Origin of the sequence: Rhizobium sp. N731 (assembly GCF_001664145.1) — a bacterium.
Taxonomy (GTDB): Bacteria; Pseudomonadota; Alphaproteobacteria; order Rhizobiales; family Rhizobiaceae; genus Rhizobium; species Rhizobium esperanzae.
The window spans coordinates 2,921,914-2,941,537 of sequence record NZ_CP013601.1 but is presented as its reverse complement, the minus strand read 5'-3'; the positions used below and the strand labels follow the sequence as shown (position 1 = coordinate 2,941,537).

The window sequence follows — 19,624 nt, the reverse complement described above, 5'->3', positions numbered from 1 at the left end:
GCGGCGATGATTCCGGTCACGACGCTCAAGGACAGGAAGGTCGCGCTCTTCGGGCTCGGCGGTTCCGGTTTTGCCACTGCCCGCGCGCTGGTCGCTGGCGGCGCCGAGGTGACCGCGTGGGACGACAATCCCGACAGCGTCGCCAAGGCTTCGGCGGAAGGCATCCGGACGGAGGACCTGCACGGCATCGACTGGAGCCAGCATGCGCTGTTCGTCCTGTCGCCCGGCGTGCCGCTCACCCATCCGAAGCCGCACTGGACTGTCGACCTGGCGCGGGCGGCCGGCGTCGATATTGTCGGCGACGTCGAGCTCTTCGTGCGCGAGCGCCGCGCTCATGCGCCGGATTGCCCCTTCATCGCTATCACCGGCACCAACGGCAAGTCGACGACGACGGCGCTGATCGCCCACATCCTGAAATCCGCAGGCTACGACACCCAGCTCGGCGGCAATATCGGTACGGCGGTGCTGACGCTCGATCCGCCGAAGGCGGGGCGCTATTTCGTCGTCGAATGCTCTTCCTATCAGATCGATCTGGCGCCGACGCTGAACCCTTCCGCCGGCATCCTGCTCAACCTGACGCCCGATCATCTCGATCGCCACGGCACGATGCAGCACTACGCCGACGTCAAGGAGCGGCTGGTCGCCGGCAGCGATGTCGCGATCGTCGGCATCGATGACAGCCATTCGGCGCTAATCGCCGACCGGATCGAGCGGGCAGGTGTCAAGGTGGTCCGCATCTCGCGCCGTAACGCGGTGGCATCAGGCATTTATGCCGAGGGCACCAGGCTCGTTCAGGCCGGCGGCGGCGCCATGCTGCCCTTTGCCGATCTCGACGGCATCCAGACGCTGCGCGGCAGCCACAATGCGCAGAACGCGGCGGCGGCGGTCGCCGCCTGCCTTGCCGTCGGCGTGTCCGCCGACGACATTCGCACCGGCCTTGCCTCCTTTCCCGGCCTCAAGCACCGCATGCAGCCTGTGGGCAAACGAGGCCGCGTCGTCTTCGTCAACGATTCCAAGGCGACGAATGCCGACGCGGCAGCGCCGGCGCTGTCGAGCTATGATCGCATCTACTGGATCGCCGGCGGCTTGCCGAAATCAGGCGGCATCTCGACGCTCGCGCCCTATTTCCCGCGTATCGCCAAGGCCTATCTGATCGGCGAGGCAGCCGCGGAGTTCGCCGCCACACTCGGCGAGGCCGTGCCCTACGAGATCTCCGGCACGCTGGAGCGCGCAGTCGCGCATGCGGCGGCCGACGCGGAGCGCGACGAAGCTGCTGCTTCCGCCGTGATGTTATCCCCGGCTTGCGCAAGCTTCGACCAGTATAAGAACTTCGAAGTCAGGGGTGATGCCTTCGTCAGCCATGTGGCCGCCCTTGACGGAATGACGATGCTGATCGGACCGGCAACAGGAGAGAAATGACATGGTAAGCCGCGCGGAACGTGGGCCTCTGGCCGATTGGTTCTGGACCATCGACCGCTTCTTCCTGGCGATGTTCATCTTCTTGATGGGCATCGGCTTCATGCTGTCGTTTGCGGCATCTCCGGCGGTTGCCGAGCGCATCGGGCTCGAGCCTTTTCACTTCGTCAAGCGCCATGCCGCCTTCATGATCCCGTCGATCGCCGTCATGCTCGGGCTATCGTTCCTGACGCCGCGCCAGGTGCGGCGAACCGCGATCCTGCTCCTGATCATTTCGCTCGCCATGATGGTGCTGGTGCTGTTCGTCGGCCAGGAGGTAAAGGGTGGCAGGCGCTGGATCTGGATCGCCGGCCTTTCCATCCAGCCGTCGGAATTCATGAAACCTGCCTTCGTCGTCGTCTGCGCCTGGCTATTTGCCGAGCATGCGCGCCAGCCGGAAATCCCCGGTAATCTCTTTGCCATCATCCTCTTCGGCATCGTTGCGGCCCTTCTCGTCGCGCAGCCCGACCTCGGCCAGACCATCCTGACGACCGCCGTCTGGGGGGGCATGTTCTTCATGGCCGGCATGCCGTGGATCTGGATCATGCTGCTCGGCATTGGCGGCGCCGGCGGCCTGCTCAGTGCCTATTACGTCTTTCCGCACGTTGCGCTGCGCATAGACAAGTTCATGACCGGCGAGGGCGACACGTTCCAGATCGACACGGCCCGTGAGGCGATTATCCGCGGCAGCTGGTTCGGTCAGGGACCGGGCGAAGGCATCGTCAAGCGTATCATCCCGGATGCGCATACCGACTTCATCTTCTCGGTCGCGGCCGAGGAATTCGGCATCGTCTTCTGCATGGCGCTCGTCGCGCTGTTTTCCGTGCTGGTGCTGCGCGGCCTCTCGCATGCCTATCGCGAGCGCAATGATTTCAATCGCTTTGCCGTCGCGGGCCTGGTGCTGCAGATGGGCATCCAGTCAATCATCAACATCGGCGTCAATCTTGAGCTGCTGCCGGCAAAGGGCATGACGCTGCCGCTGATTTCCTACGGCGGTTCTTCCATGGTGGCGATCTGCGTTACCGCGGGCTTTATTCTCGCGCTGACGCGCCACCGCCCGGAAAAACGTGCGCAGGACCGGAGCCTCTTCCGCGTCCCGCACGGCATGCCCGCGGAGTAAGAGGTCATGAGCAAAGGCATCGTGCTGCTTGCCGCCGGAGGGACCGGCGGCCACGTGTTCCCGGCGGAGGCGCTGGCCTTCAAGCTGAAGGAGCGCGGCTATTCGGTGCACCTGGTGACTGACAGTCGGGCCGAGCGTTATGCCGGCAAGTTCCCGGCCGAGCAGATCCATGTCGTGCCGTCGGCGACGATCGGCTCGAAGAACCCGGTCGCCGTCGCCCGCTCGCTGTGGACGCTATGGAGCGGCATGCGAGCGGCCAAAAGGCTGATCCAGCGGCTGAAGCCGGTGATTGTCGTCGGCTTCGGCGGTTACCCCACCGTGCCGCCGCTGCTGGCCGCCACGCGGCTCGGCGTCGCCTCGATGCTGCATGAGCAGAATGCGGTCATGGGCCGGGCCAACAAGGCGCTGGCTCCGCGCGTCAAGGCGATTGCCGGCGGCTTTCTATCAGAAAGCGGGGATGCTTTTTCTGACAAGACAGTTGCAACAGGCAATCCTGTGCGACCGGCGATCCTTGCCGCAGCCGAGCGGCCTTACCTGCCTTCGCATCCCGGCGAGCCCTTCAATCTCGTCGTCTTCGGCGGCAGCCAGGGCGCGCAGTATTTTTCCAAGGCGATGCCGACGGCGATCAGCCTGCTCGACGACGGCCTGCGCGTGCGGCTCAGGGTGACGCAGCAGGTGCGCCCTGAGGATATGGAGATGGTCAGCGGCTGCGTCGCCAAGCTGGAGATGGGAGCCGATATCGCCCCTTTTTTCAACGACATGGCAGAGCGTCTTGCCCAAGCACATCTGGTGATCTGCCGCTCCGGTGCTTCTACTGTTTCGGAAATCTCCGTCATCGGACGCCCGGCCATTCTGGTGCCCTATCCGCATGCGCTCGACCATGATCAGGCGGCGAACGCCGCCGCACTGGCTGCGACCGGCGGGGCGAAGGTGATCCCTCAGTCGGAGCTTTCGCCTGAACGCATCGCCTCTATACTGAGCCATGTGATGAACGATCCGGACAAGCTTTCGCACATGGCGGCGGCGGCCAAGCTCGCCGGGAAACCGGATGCGGCGAACTTGCTTGCCGACATGGTTGAGGCTATTGCCGCCGGCAAGACAGTCTCAGAATTCAAGAGGACACGCGCATGAAACTGCCGAAGGCGATCGGTCTCGTCCATTTCATCGGTATTGGCGGTATCGGCATGAGCGGTATCGCCGAGGTGCTGCACAATCTCGGTCACAAGGTGCAGGGATCGGATCAATCGGACGGCGCCAATGTGCAGCGACTGCGCGATAAAGGCATTGAGGTCTCCGTCGGCCATCGCGCCGAAAATCTCGGTGATGCCGAAGTCGTCGTCGTTTCGACGGCGATCAAGAAGAGCAACCCGGAACTCATCGCCGCGCGCGAAAAGCTGCTGCCGGTGGTGCGCCGCGCCGAGATGCTTGCCGAGCTGATGCGCTTCCGCAATGCGATCGCCATCGGCGGCACCCACGGCAAAACGACGACCACTTCGCTGGTCGCAACCCTGCTCGAAGCCGGCGGGCTCGATCCGACCGTCATCAACGGCGGCATCATCAACGCCTACGGCACCAACGCCCGCATGGGCGAGGGCGAGTGGATGGTGGTCGAGGCCGACGAATCCGACGGCACCTTCCTGAAGCTGCCCGCCGATGTCGCCGTCATAACCAATATCGATCCCGAACATCTCGACCATTACGGCAGTTTCGACGCCGTGCGCGCCGCCTTCCGGCAGTTCGTCGAGAATGTGCCGTTCTACGGCTTCGGCGTCATGTGCCTCGATCACCCCGAGGTGCAGTCGCTGGTCGGCCGCATCGAGGACCGCAAGATCATCACCTATGGCGAGAACCCGCAGGCCGACGTGCGCTTCAAGAATGTGCGCATCGACGGCACGCGCTCGATCTTCGACGTCGAGATCCGCCGCCGTCGCACCGGCCAGAGGAGCGAGCTCAAGGGACTGGTCATGCCGATGCCCGGTCGCCACAATATTTCCAACGCCACGGCGGCGATCGCAGTCGCCAACCGGCTTGGCATATCGAATGAAGATATCGCCAAGGGGCTTGCCTCCTTCGGCGGCGTCAAGCGTCGCTTCACGCTGACCGGCGAATGGAACGGCGTGCAGATCTTCGACGATTACGGCCACCATCCGGTCGAAATCAAGGCGGTGCTGAAGGCGGCCCGCGAGGCCTGCAAGGGGCGCATCATCGCCGTCCATCAGCCCCACCGTTATACCCGACTCGCGAGCCTGTTCGAGGAATTCGCCGCCTGCTTCAACGATGCCGACAGTATTTTTCTGGCGCCCGTCTATGCGGCAGGCGAGGATGCGATCGAAGGGGTCGATTCCATGTCGCTCGTCTCGCGCATCAAATCCGGCGGCCATCGCGACGCCCGCTTCCTCGCTTCGGCGGAGCTTCTGCCGCAAATGGTTGCGGAGGTTGCAAAGCCTGGTGATTTCGTGGTTCTGTTGGGGGCTGGGAGCATCACATCATGGGCAGCAGCACTGCCCAAGCAATTGGAAGGCCTATCGGGAAAGTCCGCATGAAACAGGTGAATGGGGAAAAGCTTCTCGCGTCTCTCGGGGATGGTGTAAAGGATGTCCGCGGCCGTATCACGCCGGATGCCCCCATGGACCGCGTCACCTGGTTCAGGGCCGGCGGTCTGGCCGAACTGATGTTCCAGCCGCATGACGTCGACGATCTCATTGCCTTCCTGAAGATATTGCCCGAAGAGGTGCCGCTGACGGTGGTCGGTGTCGGCTCCAACATTCTGGTGCGCGACGGCGGCATTCCGGGCGTGGTGCTGCGCCTATCGGCCAAGGGCTTCGGCTTCGTCGAGCTTGCCGGCGAAAATCGCATCCTCGCCGGCGCCATCTGCCCCGACAAGCATGTCGCGGCAATGGCGATGGACAATGGCATCGGCGGCTTCCATTTCTTCTATGGCATACCGGGCGGTATCGGCGGCGCGGCGCGCATGAATGCCGGCGCGAACGGCGTGGAAACGCGTGAGCGGCTGATCGAGGTCAACGCCGTCGACCGCAAGGGCAACAAGCATGTGCTTTCCAATGCGGAGATGGGTTATTCCTACCGGCATTCAAAAGCGCCCGCCGATCTGATCTTCACCTCGGTGCTGTTCGAGGGCTATCCGGAAGATCGCGCCCAGATCCGCGCCGAAATGGACGCTGTGCGCAATCACCGCGAGACGGTGCAGCCGGTTCGCGAAAAGACCGGCGGCTCGACCTTCAAGAATCCGCCGGGTCATTCGGCCTGGAAGCTGATCGACGAGGCAGGCTGCCGCGGCCTCGTGATCGGCGGCGCGCAGATGTCGTCGCTTCACTGCAATTTCATGATCAATATGGGGCAGGCGACCGGCTATGATCTCGAATATCTCGGCGAGCAGGTGCGCCGTGAGGTCTTCGAGAAAGACGGCATCAAGCTCGAATGGGAAATCAAGCGCCTCGGCGTCTTCATGCCCGGCCGCGAAGTGCGCCCGTTCCAGGGCGTGACGAGCGAATAAACTATTCGACTGCCTGTTTGAGGCCTTCGCGCGGGGTGACGACGGGTGACCAGCCGAGAACGTCGCGCGCCCGGGACGTGTCGACCTGCAGTGAACCGCAAACGCGCTGGTAGACGGCTTCCTTTCCGGCTGCCTTCGCCGCCATGTGCAGCAGTGCAGGCGGGAAGGGGACCAGCATCGGCTTGACCCCCAGTCCCGCGGCAATTCCCCTGATGAGCTCAGGCGTTGAGAGGTCTTCACCATCTCCGGCAAGGAAGGTCTCGCCTGCAGCGGCGGGATGGGTCGCGCAGGTGATGATCAGGTCGACGAGATTTTGCACCGCGACCAGTGTGCGGCGGTTCTTCAGCGAAGCGAAGGGGAGCGGCAGTTTCTTGCGGACAAGATTGGTGAGCAGCGCGAAGTTGCCGCGTGCGCCGGGGCCATAGACCAGCGGCGGCCGGATGATGACGACTTCCATGCCGGTGCGCGTTGCGATTTCGCGCAGGCCAATTTCGCATTCCAGCTTCGAAATGCCGTAGGGATCAATCGGCTTCGGACTGTCGTCGTGCCGGAACGGCCGGTCGGTCTCTTCTCCGTTGACCTTAATGGTGCTGACGAAGACGAATCGCTTCACGCCCGCCTTGGCAGCCTGTTCGGCGAGATTGAGCGCGGCGGCGGTGTTGACCCGGCGGAATTCCGCTAGGGGATCGGCCGCGCGGTCGTTCATGATGTGAACGCGGGCGGCGAGATGGATGATGACGTCGACGCCTTCAAGCGCTGGCGTCCAATCGGTTCCGTCGGTTATTTCAATCGGAAAATGCATTACATCCGGCGGAAAGGCAGAGGTCTGGGATCTCGTGGTGGCCACGAGCTCGCAAGTCTTCTCTGCGTGCAGCCGTTTGACGAGCGGACTACCGACGAAGCCGGCTGCGCCGGTGACGAGGCATCGCATGATCTTCTCCCTGCTCACCTATGCGCCTTCGCTAACCGGAAGTGGTATCGGCATCAATAGAAAAGCGGTGACGCCCGCGCGCCGATGCTCTCGGCATTAATCAATTCGAGCGCCGGCCGCCGCCTCACTGTTGCCGGTATCCGGCGGAGAGATGACACCCGATTCTGTGGCCGATTCCATCACGGGTGAGCGCGATTGGGTATGTGATTGAACGTATGAGCATTTTCACTTCCGCGCAGGTTCATTTTCGGACGGCGAGGGATTGGTCGCACAATGAGCAAAAGTTAAAAGGCCGCGAAGTTCCGTGCCAGGAGTTAACGAAAGTAAACACTTCATTAACCATAATGATGCTCTAATGCATGTGAGGCCTGACAAAGGCGCGAAACGACGCAGACAGCTTCGCGCAAGCGTCGATTTCAAAAGTGGAAGTTATTTTTGGGGGTGTTGATGAGTCGCAAGCATGTCGCTGTCCTGATGGGCGGATTTTCCTCGGAAAGGCCTGTCAGCCTTTCCTCGGGAAAGGCTTGCGCAGAGGCCCTCGAGGCCGAAGGCTTCAAGGTAACCACGATCGATGTCGCCCGCGATGTTTCCGAAAAGCTTGCCGCATTGAGGCCTGATGTTGTCTTCAATGCGCTTCATGGGCCGTTCGGTGAGGACGGGACCATCCAGGGCATCCTAGAATATCTGGAGATCCCGTACACGCATTCAGGTGTGCTTGCCTCGGCGCTGGCAATGGATAAGGACAAGGCGAAGCGTGTCGCTGCCGCCGCCGGCATCCCCGTCGCCGAATCGCAGGTCATCAACCGTTTCGCCTTTCCTTCGATACATCCGATAAAGCCGCCTTATGTGGTGAAGCCTGTGCGCGAGGGCTCGAGTTTCGGCGTCGTGATCGTCACCGAAGATCAGGGGCATCCGCCCCAGGTCGTCAGCTCGCCCGAATGGCGCTATGGCGAAGAGGTGCTGGTCGAACGCTATGTCTACGGCCGCGAGCTCACCTGCGGCGTCATGGGCGAAACTGCGCTCGGTGTCACCGAGGTGGTGCCGCAGGGACACAATTTTTATGATTACGATTCCAAGTATGCGGCGGGCGGTTCAAAACACGTCATCCCGGCGAAAATTTCACCGAATATTTACCAAAAAATACAAGCATTGGCCCTAAGGGCGCATCAGGCAATCGGTTGTCGCGGCGTCAGTCGGTCCGACTTTCGTTACGACGATCGTTTCTCCGAAGACGGCGAAATCATCTGGCTGGAGGTCAATACCCAGCCAGGCATGACTCCTACCTCGCTCGTGCCCGAAATGGCCGGTCATGCCGGCTATTCCTTTGGTGAGTTTCTCCGGTGGATGGTGGAGGACGCGTCTTGTTTGCGTTGACGGTCAAGAGGATAGGGCGCCCCAGCCATCATGCCGTGCTTCCGACCGTGGAAGCCGAAGAGCGGTTCGTGTTGCCGCGTCCGCTGCGCCGCGTCACCCGTTTCCTAATCAGCCTCGGCAGCGGCCGCATCTACATTCCGGCCCATACGGGCACGGTGTCGGCGCTTGCCTTCCTGGCGGCGACCGGCCTCTACGGCATGTCGCTCGGCGGTCACACCGAAGCCGTCGCGCAGGCTACGACGACGGCCGCAGGTTTTGCGATCGAGGACGTGAAGGTCTCCGGCAATTCGGAAACCTCCGAGATCGAGATCCTGCAACTGATCGGCCTCGACGGCACGACCTCGCTGGTTGCGCTCGACGTCGATGCGGCCCGCCGGAAGATCGCGCATCTTCCCTGGGTCGAGAATGTCGAGGTTCGAAAGGTCTATCCGAGGACAATCGAAGTGAAGCTCAAGGAGCGTGAGGCCTATGCGATCTGGCAGCACGGGCAGGAGCTTTCGCTGATCGAGAAGAACGGCAGCGTCATTGCGCCGCTTCGCGACAACAAGTTTTCGTCGCTGCCGCTCGTCGTCGGCCGCGACGCCGAGACCGCGGCGGCTTCTCTCGGCGACGCCTTCTCGAAGTGGCCCGACGTGAAGGCCCGCGTGAAGGCTTACGTCTGGATATCAGGGCGTCGCTGGGATCTGCACATGGATAACGGCGTCATCGTCAAGCTGCCGGAAGACGGCATCGATCAGGCGCTGGCGACGCTTTCGAAGTTCGATAAGGAACATCAGCTCCTGGAGCGGGATATCGCCGCGGTGGATCTGAGGTTGCCCGACAGGACCGCGATCCAGCTGACGCCGGACGCGGCAGTCCGCCGGCAGGCGGCGGTAACGGAGCGTACCAAGGAATTGAAGAAGGCGGGGCAGAATATATGAGCTTGTTCGGTTCATCCCATTTTGGATTGCCGCGCCTGAAGCCGCTTTCGTCGAAGCGGTCGCATGTCGTTTCGGTGCTCGACATCGGCTCGACCAAGGTCGTCTGCATGATCGGCCGGCTGACGCCGCGCGAGGAAAGCCAGATCCTGCCGGGCCGCACGCACAATATCGAGATCATCGGCATCGGTCATCAGCGCTCCCGCGGCATCAAGACCGGCGTCATCGCCGATCTCGATGCGCTGGAAGGCGTCATCCGTCTTGCCGTCGATGCGGCGGAGCGTATGGCGGGGCTGACCGTCGAAAGCCTGATCGTCAACCTGACGGCCGGCCGCCTCGGCAGCGATATCTACACCGCGACGATCGATCTCGGCGGCCAGGAAGTCGAGCTTAACGACCTCAAGAAAGTGCTGTCGGCGGCCTGCCAGCAATCGCTGCGCCAGGACCGCTCGGTGCTGCATTCGCTGGCGACCGGCTTCTCGCTCGACGGCGAGCGCGGCATTCGCGATCCTCTGGCAATGTACGGCGATGCGCTCGGCGTCGACATGCATGTCGTGACCGCGGAGCGCTCGGCGCTGAAGAACCTCGAGCTTAGCGTCAACCGCGCGCATCTGTCGGTCGAAGGCATTGTCGCGACGCCTTATGCATCCGGTCTTGCCGCTCTCGTCGACGACGAGGTCGAGCTCGGCTGCGCGGCGATCGACATGGGCGGCGGCACGACGACGATTTCGGTCTTTGCCGAAGGCAAGCTCGTTCATACCGATGCCGTCGGCCTCGGCGGCCATCATGTCACCACCGACCTCGCGCGCGGCCTTTCGACCCGCATCGAGGATGCAGAGCGGCTGAAGGTCGTGCATGCCTCCGCACTCTTGAATTCCTCCGACGAGCGCGAGCTGATCTCGATCCCGCCGATCGGCGAGGACGATCGCGACCAGCCGTCTCAGGTGCCGCGGGCGCTGGTTTCGCGCATCGTATCGGCCCGGATCGAGGAGACGATGGAATTGATCCGCGACCGGATCCAGCGTTCCGGCTTCAGCCCGATCGTCGGAAAACGCGTCGTGCTGACGGGAGGCGCGAGCCAGCTGACCGGCCTTGCCGAGGTGGCGCGGCGCATTCTGGCCCGCAACGTCCGCATCGGCCGGCCGATGGGCGTCTCGGGACTGCCGACGGCGGCCAAGGGCCCGGCCTTTTCGACGGCCGTCGGCCTGATGATCTATCCGCAGGTCGCGGACATGGAGACACATGCGTCACAGAGCGGTCTGCTCATGTCGCTTGGGGGAAATAACAGCCGCATCGCCCGCATGGGCCAGTGGTTGAAGGAAAGCTTCTGAAATTTGCGTAATTGGCCGGCGTGGCGATGCGGCCAGAGAGAGAAGGAACAGGTACCATGACCATCAAGCTGCAAAAGCCTGACATCACCGAGCTGAAGCCGCGCATCACCGTGTTCGGCGTCGGCGGCGGCGGCGGCAACGCCGTCAACAACATGATCACCGCAGGCCTCCAGGGCGTCGACTTCGTCGTTGCCAACACGGATGCGCAGGCGCTGACGATGACGAAGGCCGAGCGCATCATTCAGCTCGGCGCCAACGTCACCGAAGGCCTCGGCGCCGGTTCGCAGCCGGAAGTCGGCCGCGCGGCCGCCGAAGAGTGCATCGACGAGATCATCGATCACCTGAACGGCACGCATATGTGCTTCGTCACCGCCGGCATGGGCGGCGGCACCGGTACGGGTGCTGCTCCTGTCGTCGCGCAGGCCGCCCGCAACAAGGGCATCCTGACGGTCGGCGTCGTCACCAAGCCGTTCCATTTCGAAGGCGGCCGCCGCATGCGTCTCGCCGAGATGGGCATCCAGGAACTGCAGAAGTCTGTCGACACGCTGATCGTCATTCCGAACCAGAACCTCTTCCGCATCGCCAACGACAAGACGACCTTCGCCGACGCTTTCGCCATGGCCGACCAGGTTCTCTATTCGGGCGTCGCCTGCATCACCGACCTGATGGTGAAGGAAGGCCTCATCAACCTCGACTTCGCCGACGTCCGCTCGGTGATGCGCGAAATGGGCCGTGCGATGATGGGCACCGGCGAAGCCTCCGGCTCCGGCCGTGCACTGCAGGCAGCCGAAGCGGCAATCGCCAACCCGCTGCTCGATGAAACCTCGATGAAGGGCGCGCAGGGCCTGCTGATCTCCATCACCGGCGGTCGCGACCTCACCCTCTTCGAAGTCGACGAAGCTGCGACCCGCATCCGCGAAGAAGTCGATCCGGACGCCAACATCATCCTCGGCGCCACTTTCGACGAATCGCTCGAAGGCATCATCCGCGTCTCGGTCGTCGCGACCGGTATCGACCGGGCGATCAGCGAAGCCGCCGAGCGCAACTTCCAGCCGGCCGCCAAGCCCGCTATCCGTCCCTCCGCGGCTGTTGCTCCGGCAGCGGCCGCAGTTCAGCCTGCCCCGGTGATGCAGGCACCGAAGGCCGCCGATCCGATCGCGCAGACCATCCGCCAAGCCGAGGTGGAACGTGAGCTCGAAATTCCGGCCCCGCGTGCGAGCGCCCCTGTCCAGCAGCCTGCTGCGCAGCAGGAAGTCTTCCGTCCGCAGAGCAAGATCTTTGCGCCTGCACCGGAAGCTCCGGCGATCCGTCCGCAGGTGCAACAGCAGGCTCCGGCGCCGGTAATGAGCCAGCCGGTGATGAGCCAGCCCGTCCAGCAGCAGCCCATCCAGCAGCAGCCGATCCGACAGGAGCCGATTATCCGGCAGGCGGCTGAACCGGTGCGCATGCCGAAGGTCGAGGATTTCCCGCCGGTCGTCCAGGCTGAACTCGACCACCGCACGCAGCCGGCTTCGGCGCATCAGCAGGAAGAGCGCGGCCCGATGGGCCTGCTCAAGCGAATCACCAATTCGCTTGGCCGCCGCGACGATGACGCCGTTGCCGCCGACATGACCGCCGCACCGCCGGCCGCGTCACAGCAGCGCCGTCCGTTGTCGCCGGAGGCAAGCCTCTATGCGCCGCGCCGCGGCAATCTCGACGATCAGGGTCGCGCGGTTCCGCAGGCTCGCATGATGCAGGAAGACGATCAGCTGGAAATTCCGGCATTCCTGCGCCGCCAGTCGAACTGAAATATCGGGGGCTTCGGCACCGTTCATGCCCGGGATCCAGGTCCCGGGCATTGCTGTTTTTCGGCCGGGAATTCCTGAGCGATATCAATTGTGTGACTTCGTAACAAAACGAAAGAAACAGTGATTTGGATTGCAGCGCCGGCGCACGTAAATATGGCGCAAGAAAACTGCGCTGGGAGTCGTCTGGACGAGACTCTTTCCGCAGAAGGAATGATAACCGCGCCGTGGCACCAACCGCTGGAGCGGAAAAATAAAGGCAGATTTTATGGCTATTGGCTTGCTGGGTTTTCAAACGACGGTATCGCGTCCCGTGACGCTCTCGGGCATCGGCGTTCATTCTGGTGCGAACGTCTCGATCACCCTGAACCCGGCCGAAGCGGACACCGGCGTCGTTTTCCAGCGTCTGCATGATAATGGCGACATCACCGAACTGAAGGCCGTCTCGTCGCAGGTCGGCAATACAGACCTCTGCACGGTGCTCGGCTTCTCACCCACGCATTCAATCGCGACGATCGAACATGTCATGGCCGCCGTCTATGCGCTCGGCCTCGACAATGTCATTATCGAGGTGCAGGGCGCAGAAATGCCGATCATGGACGGCAGCTCGCTGCCCTTCGTCGAAGCGATCGAGCAGGCCGGTCTCGTCTCGCTCGGCGTCAAGCGTCGCTATATCCGCATCACCAAGCCGGTGCGGATCGAGCATGGCGGCTCCTGGAGCGAATTCCGTCCCTATGACGGCACGCGCTTCGAAGTCGAAATCGATTTCGAATGCCCGCTGATCGGCCGGCAGAAGTGGGCCGGCGACATAAACGCCGCCGTCTTCAAGTCCGAACTTTCCCGCGCCCGCACCTTCGGCTTCATGCGTGATGTCGAGCGTCTCTGGGCATCGGGACATGCACTCGGTTCCTCGCTTGAAAATTCCGTCGTCATCTCGGACGACAATACGGTCATCAATGTCGAAGGCCTGCGATACGCCAAGGACGAGTTTGTCCGTCACAAGACGCTTGATGCCGTAGGCGACCTGTCGCTCGCCGGCGTCCAGTTCATCGGTTGCTACCGATCCTATCGTGGCGGCCACAAGATGAATGCCAATGCTTTGAAGGCGCTGCTCGCCGATCCCTCTGCCTACGAGGTGGTCGAGACCTCGACGCCGCGCCAGCGCGTTGCCGCTCGTGAACTGATCGCCGTCAGCGCTTCGGAATTCGCTCCCTGGTCGGCATGACCTCCAGCATATTCTCAAGACCAGGCCGCCTCTTTCCCGGAGGCGGTTTTTTTATGTCGGCCCGAGTCTGTGGTGATAGGCGTTTTCTCGCAGTTGCTTAGCTGCCACAGGTTGGAGAGAAGAGGAAAAGCCGGCCAATCCGGCGGCGGCTGCCACAAAAATGCGTTAATGCCTTATCATTGCGTTGCTCTTGATGCACATTTGTGGCTAGAAACGCCAGCGAGGCGTGGCTGTCGTGGAGCGAGCGGCGGCAGTGGGGTTCTTTTGAATGGCTTATGCAGGATCTGAAGGTATGATGAAGACAGCGCGCGCTTTGTTCGCATCGCTTCTGGTGCTTAGCGCAGGCGCCTCGATCTCCGGCTGCCAGTCGGATCCCGATATCGACATCACCAAGCTTGGCCTCGAAACCGATCCGCCTGACGTGCTCTACACCCAGGGCCTTGCCAATATGAAGGCGGGCAACATGGCGGAAGCGGCGCGCAAGTTCGACGCGATCGATCGCGAGAACCCATTCTCCGAATGGGCGCGCAAGGCGCTTGTCATGAGCACCTTTGTCAAATACCGCCAGGGCAAGCTCGATGATGCGCTTGCCTCGGGCAATCGGTACATGTCGCAATATCCGAAGTCCCAGGACGCTGCCTATGTGCAGTATCTCATCGGTCTCACTTATTCCAAACAGATCGTCGACGTGACCCAGGACCAGCGCGCCTCGGCCAAGACGATCGAGGCGATGCAGGCTGTGATCGATAATTATCCGAACTCCGAATATGTCGACGACGCCCAGGCGAAGATTCGTTACGCCCGGGATCAGCTCGCCGGCAAGGAAATGCAGATCGGCCGCTACTATATGGAGCGGAAGGAATATCTCGCCGCAATCTCGCGCTTCCGCATCGTCGTCGAGAAATATCCGAACACGAACCAGATCGAAGAGGCCTTGGCCCGTCTCGTCGAGGCTTATTACGCCATGGGTATCGTCGACGAGGCGCAGACCGCCGCAGCCGTTCTTGGTCACAACTATCCGGACAGCCAGTGGTACGCCGATTCCTACAAGCTACTGCAGACAGGTGGCGCAGAGCCGCGTGAGAACAAGGGCTCCTGGATCGCGGCGGCAGGCAAGAAACTCCTGCTCGGTTCCTAAATCCCATGCTGATCCAGCTTTCGATCCGCGATATCGTCCTGATCGAGCGGCTGGATCTTGCCTTCGAGACCGGCCTTTCCGTGCTGACGGGGGAGACGGGAGCGGGCAAATCCATCCTGCTCGACAGTTTGTCGCTGGCGCTCGGCGGGCGCGGTGACGGCGGTCTGGTGCGCCATGGCGAAGACAGGGGCCAAGTGACCGCAGTGTTCGATGTCGGCATGGACCACGGGGCGCGCGTGCTCCTGCGTGAAAACGGCATCGACGACGAGGGCGACCTGATCTTCCGCCGTCAGCAATCAGCCGATGGGCGCACCAAGGCCTATGTCAATGACCAGCCGGTGAGTGTGCAACTGATGCGCCAGGCCGGCCAGATGCTGGTCGAGATCCACGGCCAGCACGATGATCGCGCTCTTGTCGACACCAATGCCCACCGCAACCTGCTCGATGCCTTTGCCGGCCTTACCGATGAGGTTGCGGAGGTCTCCCGTTTGTACCGTCTTTGGCGCGACAGCGAGCGGACGCTGAAAAAGCATCGTGAGAAGGTGGAAAGTGCGGCGCGCGAGGCCGACTATCTGCGTTCCTCCGTGACAGAGCTCGAGAAACTCTCGCCGCAGGATGGCGAGGAGGATGAACTCGCCGAAAGCAGGCAGAGAATGATGAAGGCGGAGCGAATCGCCGGCGACATCGCCGAAGCCTCCGAATTCCTCAACGGTAATGCCTCGCCGGTGCCGCATATCGCCTCGCTGGTGCGCAGGCTGGAGCGCAAGAGCCATGAAGCGCCCGGGCTGCTCGAAGAGACGGTGACGCTGCTCGATGCCGCGCTCGACCAGCTTTCCAATGCGCAGATGGAAGTTGAGGCAGCGCTGCGCAAGACCGAATACGATCCGAGGGAACTGGAGCGGGTGGAAGAGCGGCTTTTCGCGCTCAGAGCCGCGTCACGCAAATATTCCGTGCCCGTCGCCGAACTGCCGGCGCTGGCGGTGCGCATGATCGCCGATCTCGCCGACCTCGATGCGGGCGAGGAGCGGCTTGCGCGGCTCGAAGCGGAGGTCGGTCTGGCGCGAGAGAATTACGATTCGGCGGCGCGCTCGCTTTCCGACAAGCGCCATCAAGCCGGCACTGCGCTGGCTGCCGTCGTAATGGCCGAACTGCCGGCGCTGAAGCTCGAACGCGCGCGTTTCATGGTCGAGATCACCACGGATGCGCGGGAGGCGCTGCCTGAAGGCATCGACGTCGTCGAGTTCCATGTCCAGACCAATCCCGGCACGCGCCCCGGCTCGATCATGAAGGTCGCCTCGGGTGGCGAACTGTCGCGTTTCCTGCTGGCGCTGAAGGTGGCGCTCGCCGATCGCGGCTCGGCCCCGACGCTCGTCTTCGATGAAATCGACACCGGCGTCGGCGGCGCGGTGGCCGATGCGATCGGCCAGCGGCTGAAGCGGCTGTCCGAGCGGGTTCAGGTGCTGTCGGTCACGCATGCGCCGCAGGTCGCGGCGCGGGCGGCAACGCATCTGTTGATTTCCAAGGGACCGGTGGCCGATGGATCGGAAAAAATCGCCACACGCGTGGCGACGATGGCGCACAAGGATCGCACCGAAGAGATCGCCCGCATGCTGGCCGGTGCTTCGGTAACGGAAGAGGCGAGGGCGGCGGCGAAGCGGCTGCTGGCAGGCAACGGCTGATCGCTTCGGCCGACGACAGTGAGTCCGGCTTCGAGCTGCCGCTGTTGCGATTAGCGCTTTTGCTTTCAGCAATGAAATCTAGCGCGAATGCCGACCTCTATCTCCCTCATCACCGTGCTCGTCACACAGGGATGCAGGGTGCCCAAGCCTTGGGCGGCACGGGGAGCCCTTTTTTCAGCAAAGAGAGTCATTCACTGCGCCGACGCGGTGACAAACATTCCGCTTCGCGCTATGCGCGTCATTCCGATCAGCGGCGATCTGTTGCCATGCGCCTTTTTCATTTCAGTGATGATCCTGATATCGCAGCATTCGAGCCGCGCGCGGTTCGTATTCCCTCGGTCCGCCCGACGGGCCTGGAATGGTTGAATGGTCCGCTCGTCTGGGCGATCGATGCCGACCACGATTTCATGTATCTCTTTCCCCGAGACTGCCCGCGCATCCTGATATGGACAACATCCGAGACGTCCGAAGCCGAGCGCCGGCAATGGCTCGGCAACGCGCGGGCAGCGGCCTTCATCGAGCGTCGGTGGTTGGAAAGGCTCGAAGCGCAAACGATCCACCGCTATGAGATGCCGGTTGAGGATTTCGAGGATATCGGCGATGCTGGCATGTGGGTGGCCCGCGGACGCGTCGTTCCCATCGAGCGGACTTCCATCTCACGCCCCGACCAGGAGTTCGCGCCCCGCGCCGTCGATCTGCGGGTGGTCGACAGTTTGCGGTCGCTGACGAGCCTCTGGACCACCGGCCTTCATGTCAGCGGCATCCGGCTGCGCAACGCGCGGGATTGGGAATAGGGCAGTTGTCAATCTTCGCAATGCGGCATACGCAGCCTCCCTTTTCATCCGGCGATTTTGCTCTAAAAACAATGCAGATTTCTGGCCAGATTCTCTGGAGTGATGTTCCATGTCCACCGAAGGTTCCGCCGTCGACACGTTGACGATCGAAGAGGCCGCTGCCGAGCTCGAGCGGCTGGCGAAAGAGATCGCGCATCACGATGCGCTCTATCACGGCAAGGACCAGCCGGAAATCTCGGACGCGGATTACGATGCGCTGAAGCGCCGCAACGATGCGCTGGAAGCGCGTTTTCCCGAGCTGATCCGTGAGGACAGCCCGTCTCGGCGGGTCGGTGCTGCGCCTTCGGTCACTTTCTCGCCCGTCGTTCACGCGCGGCCGATGCTGTCACTCGACAACACCTTTTCGCAGGAGGACGTGCAGGATTTCGTCGCCAGCGTCTATCGCTTCCTCGGCCGGCTGCCGGACCAGTCGATCGCCTTTACCGCCGAACCGAAGATCGACGGACTTTCGATGTCGATCCGCTACGAGAACGGCAGGCTGACGACGGCCGCCACGCGCGGCGACGGCACCACGGGCGAAAACGTCACCGCCAATATCCGGACCATCGCCGAAATACCCAACCAATTGCCGAAGGGCGTTCCCGCAGTCGTGGAAATCCGCGGCGAGGTCTATATGGCCAAGAGCGATTTCCTGGCGCTGAACCGGCAGATGGAGGCGGAGGGTAAGCAGACCTATGTCAATCCGCGCAACACGGCGGCCGGATCGCTGCGCCAGCTTGACGCCAAGGTGACGGCGAGCCGCAAGCTGAAATTCTTCGCCTATGCCTGGGGCGAGATGTCGGACATGCCGGCCGACACGCAATTCGGCATGGTGCAGACCTTCAAGGACTGGGGTTTTCCGGTCAATCCGCTGATGAAGCGGCTGAATTCGGTCGCCGACATCCTGGCGCATTACGACGAGATCGGCCTCGAGCGCCCGGATCTCGATTATGACATCGACGGCGTCGTCTATAAGGTCGACAGCCTGGAATTACAGCAGCGCCTCGGCTTCCGCTCGCGTTCGCCGCGCTGGGCGACGGCGCATAAATTCCCGGCCGAGCAGGCCTTTACCGAGATCGAGAAGATCGAGATCCAGGTCGGCCGGACCGGGGCGCTGACGCCGGTGGCGCGGCTGAAACCGATCACGGTCGGCGGCGTCGTGGTCACCAATGCGACGCTGCATAATGAGGATTACATCAAGGGCATCGGCAATAGCGGTGAGCGTATTCGGTCGGAGGAGCACGATATCCGCGAGGGCGATACCGTCATCGTCCAGCGCGCCGGCGATGTCATTCCACAGATCCTCGATGTCGTAATGGAGAAGCGCCTCGCCGGGGTGAAGCCTTATGAATTCCCAAAGACCTGCCCGGTCTGCGGTTCGCATGCCGTGCGCGAGGTGAACGAGAAAACCGGCAAGATGGATTCGGTGCGCCGCTGCACCGGCGGCTTTATCTGCCGGGCGCAGGCGACGGAGCATCTGAAGCATTTCGTTTCGCGCAACGCCTTCGATATCGAGGGGCTCGGTTCGAAGCAGATCGACTTCTTCTTTGAAAACGAGGATCCGTCGCTGCAGATCCGCACGGCGCCTGAGATTTTCACGCTGGAGAAGCGCCAGCAATCCTCGCTCACCAAGCTGGAAAATATCGACGGCTTCGGCAAGGTCAGCGTCGGCAAGCTCTATGTGGCGATCAACGAGCGGCGCAGCATCGCGCTCCATCGCTTCATCTATGCGCTCGGCATCCGCCATGTCGGCGAGACCACGGCGAAGCTGTTGGCGCGCTCCTACGGCTCCTATGAGGCTTTTGCGACCGCGATGAAGGAGGCGGCAACGCTTTCCGGCGATGCCTGGAACGATCTCAACGCCATCGAGGGCATCGGCGAGGTCGTGGCGCGCGCCATGGTCGAGTTTTATAAGGAGCCGCGCAATATCGAGGTGATCGGCCGCCTGCTCGAGGAGGTGACTCCCGCGGAGGCCGAACAGCCGGTCACGTCAGGCAGCCCCGTCGCCGGCAAGACGGTGGTCTTCACCGGTTCGCTCGAAAAATTCACCCGCGACGAGGCGAAGGCGAGGGCCGAAGGTCTCGGCGCCAAGGTAGCGGGCTCGGTGTCGAAAAAAACCGATATCGTCGTCGCCGGCCCTGGCGCCGGCTCGAAGCTCGACAAGGCCCGCGAACTCGGCGTCCAGACGATGGACGAAGACGAGTGGCTGGCGCTGATTGGCGGGTAGGGAGCTTTGGGGGTTCTGCGGCGCCATCCCGGCCGTGTCCCAAGCACCTGCAGCGATCGATACACAGCAGGTCCTCGGCACAAGGCCAGGATGGTA

The 19,624-nt window shown here is 62.6% G+C and carries 15 protein-coding genes; 14 read left to right on the top strand and 1 reads right to left on the bottom strand.

Annotation, left to right across the window (positions count from 1 at the left end; genetic code table 11):
* The first annotated feature begins 6 nt into the window (after window positions 1-6).
* Genes murD through murB form a run of 5 tightly spaced genes read left to right on the top strand, consistent with a single transcriptional unit; the run spans window position 7 to window position 6,089 of the window.
* Window positions 7-1,419, top strand: coding sequence for a UDP-N-acetylmuramoyl-L-alanine--D-glutamate ligase (gene murD / locus AMK02_RS14495; RefSeq protein ID WP_064803812.1), 1,413 nt, complete (start codon window positions 7-9; stop codon window positions 1,417-1,419).
* Window position 1,420: 1 nt separating this feature from the next.
* Window positions 1,421-2,575: a putative lipid II flippase FtsW gene (ftsW, locus tag AMK02_RS14490; RefSeq protein ID WP_064803810.1), complete on the top strand. Its 1,155-nt coding sequence runs from the start codon at window positions 1,421-1,423 to the stop codon at window positions 2,573-2,575.
* Between the two features lie 6 nt (window positions 2,576-2,581).
* Window positions 2,582-3,706 (top strand): undecaprenyldiphospho-muramoylpentapeptide beta-N-acetylglucosaminyltransferase, encoded by a 1,125-nt coding sequence (murG, locus tag AMK02_RS14485; protein ID WP_064803808.1) that lies wholly within the window; start codon window positions 2,582-2,584, stop codon window positions 3,704-3,706.
* Window positions 3,703-5,118 carry a UDP-N-acetylmuramate--L-alanine ligase gene (murC, locus tag AMK02_RS14480; protein WP_064803806.1) on the top strand — a complete coding sequence of 472 codons (1,416 nt, stop codon included), beginning with the start codon at window positions 3,703-3,705 and terminating at the stop codon, window positions 5,116-5,118. Before murG ends, murC begins: the two co-directional genes overlap by 4 nt.
* Complete coding sequence (murB, locus tag AMK02_RS14475; protein ID WP_064803805.1) at window positions 5,115-6,089, top strand: UDP-N-acetylmuramate dehydrogenase; 975 nt, start codon at window positions 5,115-5,117, stop codon at window positions 6,087-6,089. The genes murC and murB overlap by 4 nt, the downstream gene beginning before the upstream one ends.
* A 1-nt stretch (window position 6,090) precedes the next feature.
* Here murB and AMK02_RS14470 read toward each other — a convergent pair whose 3' ends face one another.
* Entirely contained in the window at window positions 6,091-7,020 is a 930-nt protein-coding gene (locus AMK02_RS14470; protein WP_064803803.1) for a UDP-glucose 4-epimerase family protein, read from the bottom strand.
* Between the two features lie 447 nt (window positions 7,021-7,467).
* Here AMK02_RS14470 and AMK02_RS14465 point away from each other — a divergent pair, with 447 nt between their 5' ends.
* The 9 genes from AMK02_RS14465 to ligA all read left to right on the top strand — a co-directional run bounded on the left by AMK02_RS14465 (window position 7,468) and on the right by ligA (window position 19,528).
* Complete coding sequence (locus AMK02_RS14465) at window positions 7,468-8,394, top strand: D-alanine--D-alanine ligase (RefSeq protein ID WP_064803802.1); 927 nt, start codon at window positions 7,468-7,470, stop codon at window positions 8,392-8,394.
* A complete protein-coding gene (locus AMK02_RS14460; RefSeq protein ID WP_064803800.1) occupies window positions 8,382-9,314 on the top strand; it encodes a cell division protein FtsQ/DivIB in 933 nt (310 codons plus the stop codon). Before AMK02_RS14465 ends, AMK02_RS14460 begins: the two co-directional genes overlap by 13 nt.
* Complete coding sequence (gene ftsA, locus AMK02_RS14455) at window positions 9,311-10,642, top strand: cell division protein FtsA (protein WP_064803798.1); 1,332 nt, start codon at window positions 9,311-9,313, stop codon at window positions 10,640-10,642. Before AMK02_RS14460 ends, ftsA begins: the two co-directional genes overlap by 4 nt.
* A gap of 56 nt (window positions 10,643-10,698) precedes the next feature.
* On the top strand, window positions 10,699-12,429 hold the full coding sequence (gene ftsZ, locus AMK02_RS14450) for a cell division protein FtsZ (protein ID WP_064803796.1): 1,731 nt from the start codon (window positions 10,699-10,701) through the stop codon (window positions 12,427-12,429).
* Between the two features lie 265 nt (window positions 12,430-12,694).
* Entirely contained in the window at window positions 12,695-13,651 is a 957-nt protein-coding gene (lpxC, locus tag AMK02_RS14445; protein WP_064803794.1) for a UDP-3-O-acyl-N-acetylglucosamine deacetylase, read from the top strand.
* A 268-nt stretch (window positions 13,652-13,919) separates the two neighbouring features.
* The gene (locus tag AMK02_RS14440; RefSeq protein WP_170965882.1) at window positions 13,920-14,789 is read left to right on the top strand and encodes an outer membrane protein assembly factor BamD; all 870 of its coding nucleotides are present in this window, start codon (window positions 13,920-13,922) and stop codon (window positions 14,787-14,789) included.
* A 5-nt stretch (window positions 14,790-14,794) separates the two neighbouring features.
* Complete coding sequence (gene recN / locus AMK02_RS14435; RefSeq protein ID WP_064803792.1) at window positions 14,795-16,468, top strand: DNA repair protein RecN; 1,674 nt, start codon at window positions 14,795-14,797, stop codon at window positions 16,466-16,468.
* Window positions 16,469-16,734: 266 nt separating this feature from the next.
* The gene (locus AMK02_RS14430; RefSeq protein WP_064803790.1) at window positions 16,735-17,262 is read left to right on the top strand and encodes a DUF6886 family protein; all 528 of its coding nucleotides are present in this window, start codon (window positions 16,735-16,737) and stop codon (window positions 17,260-17,262) included.
* A 109-nt stretch (window positions 17,263-17,371) separates the two neighbouring features.
* A complete protein-coding gene (gene ligA / locus AMK02_RS14425) occupies window positions 17,372-19,528 on the top strand; it encodes an NAD-dependent DNA ligase LigA (RefSeq protein ID WP_064803788.1) in 2,157 nt (718 codons plus the stop codon).
* The last annotated feature ends 96 nt before the right edge of the window (window positions 19,529-19,624 follow it).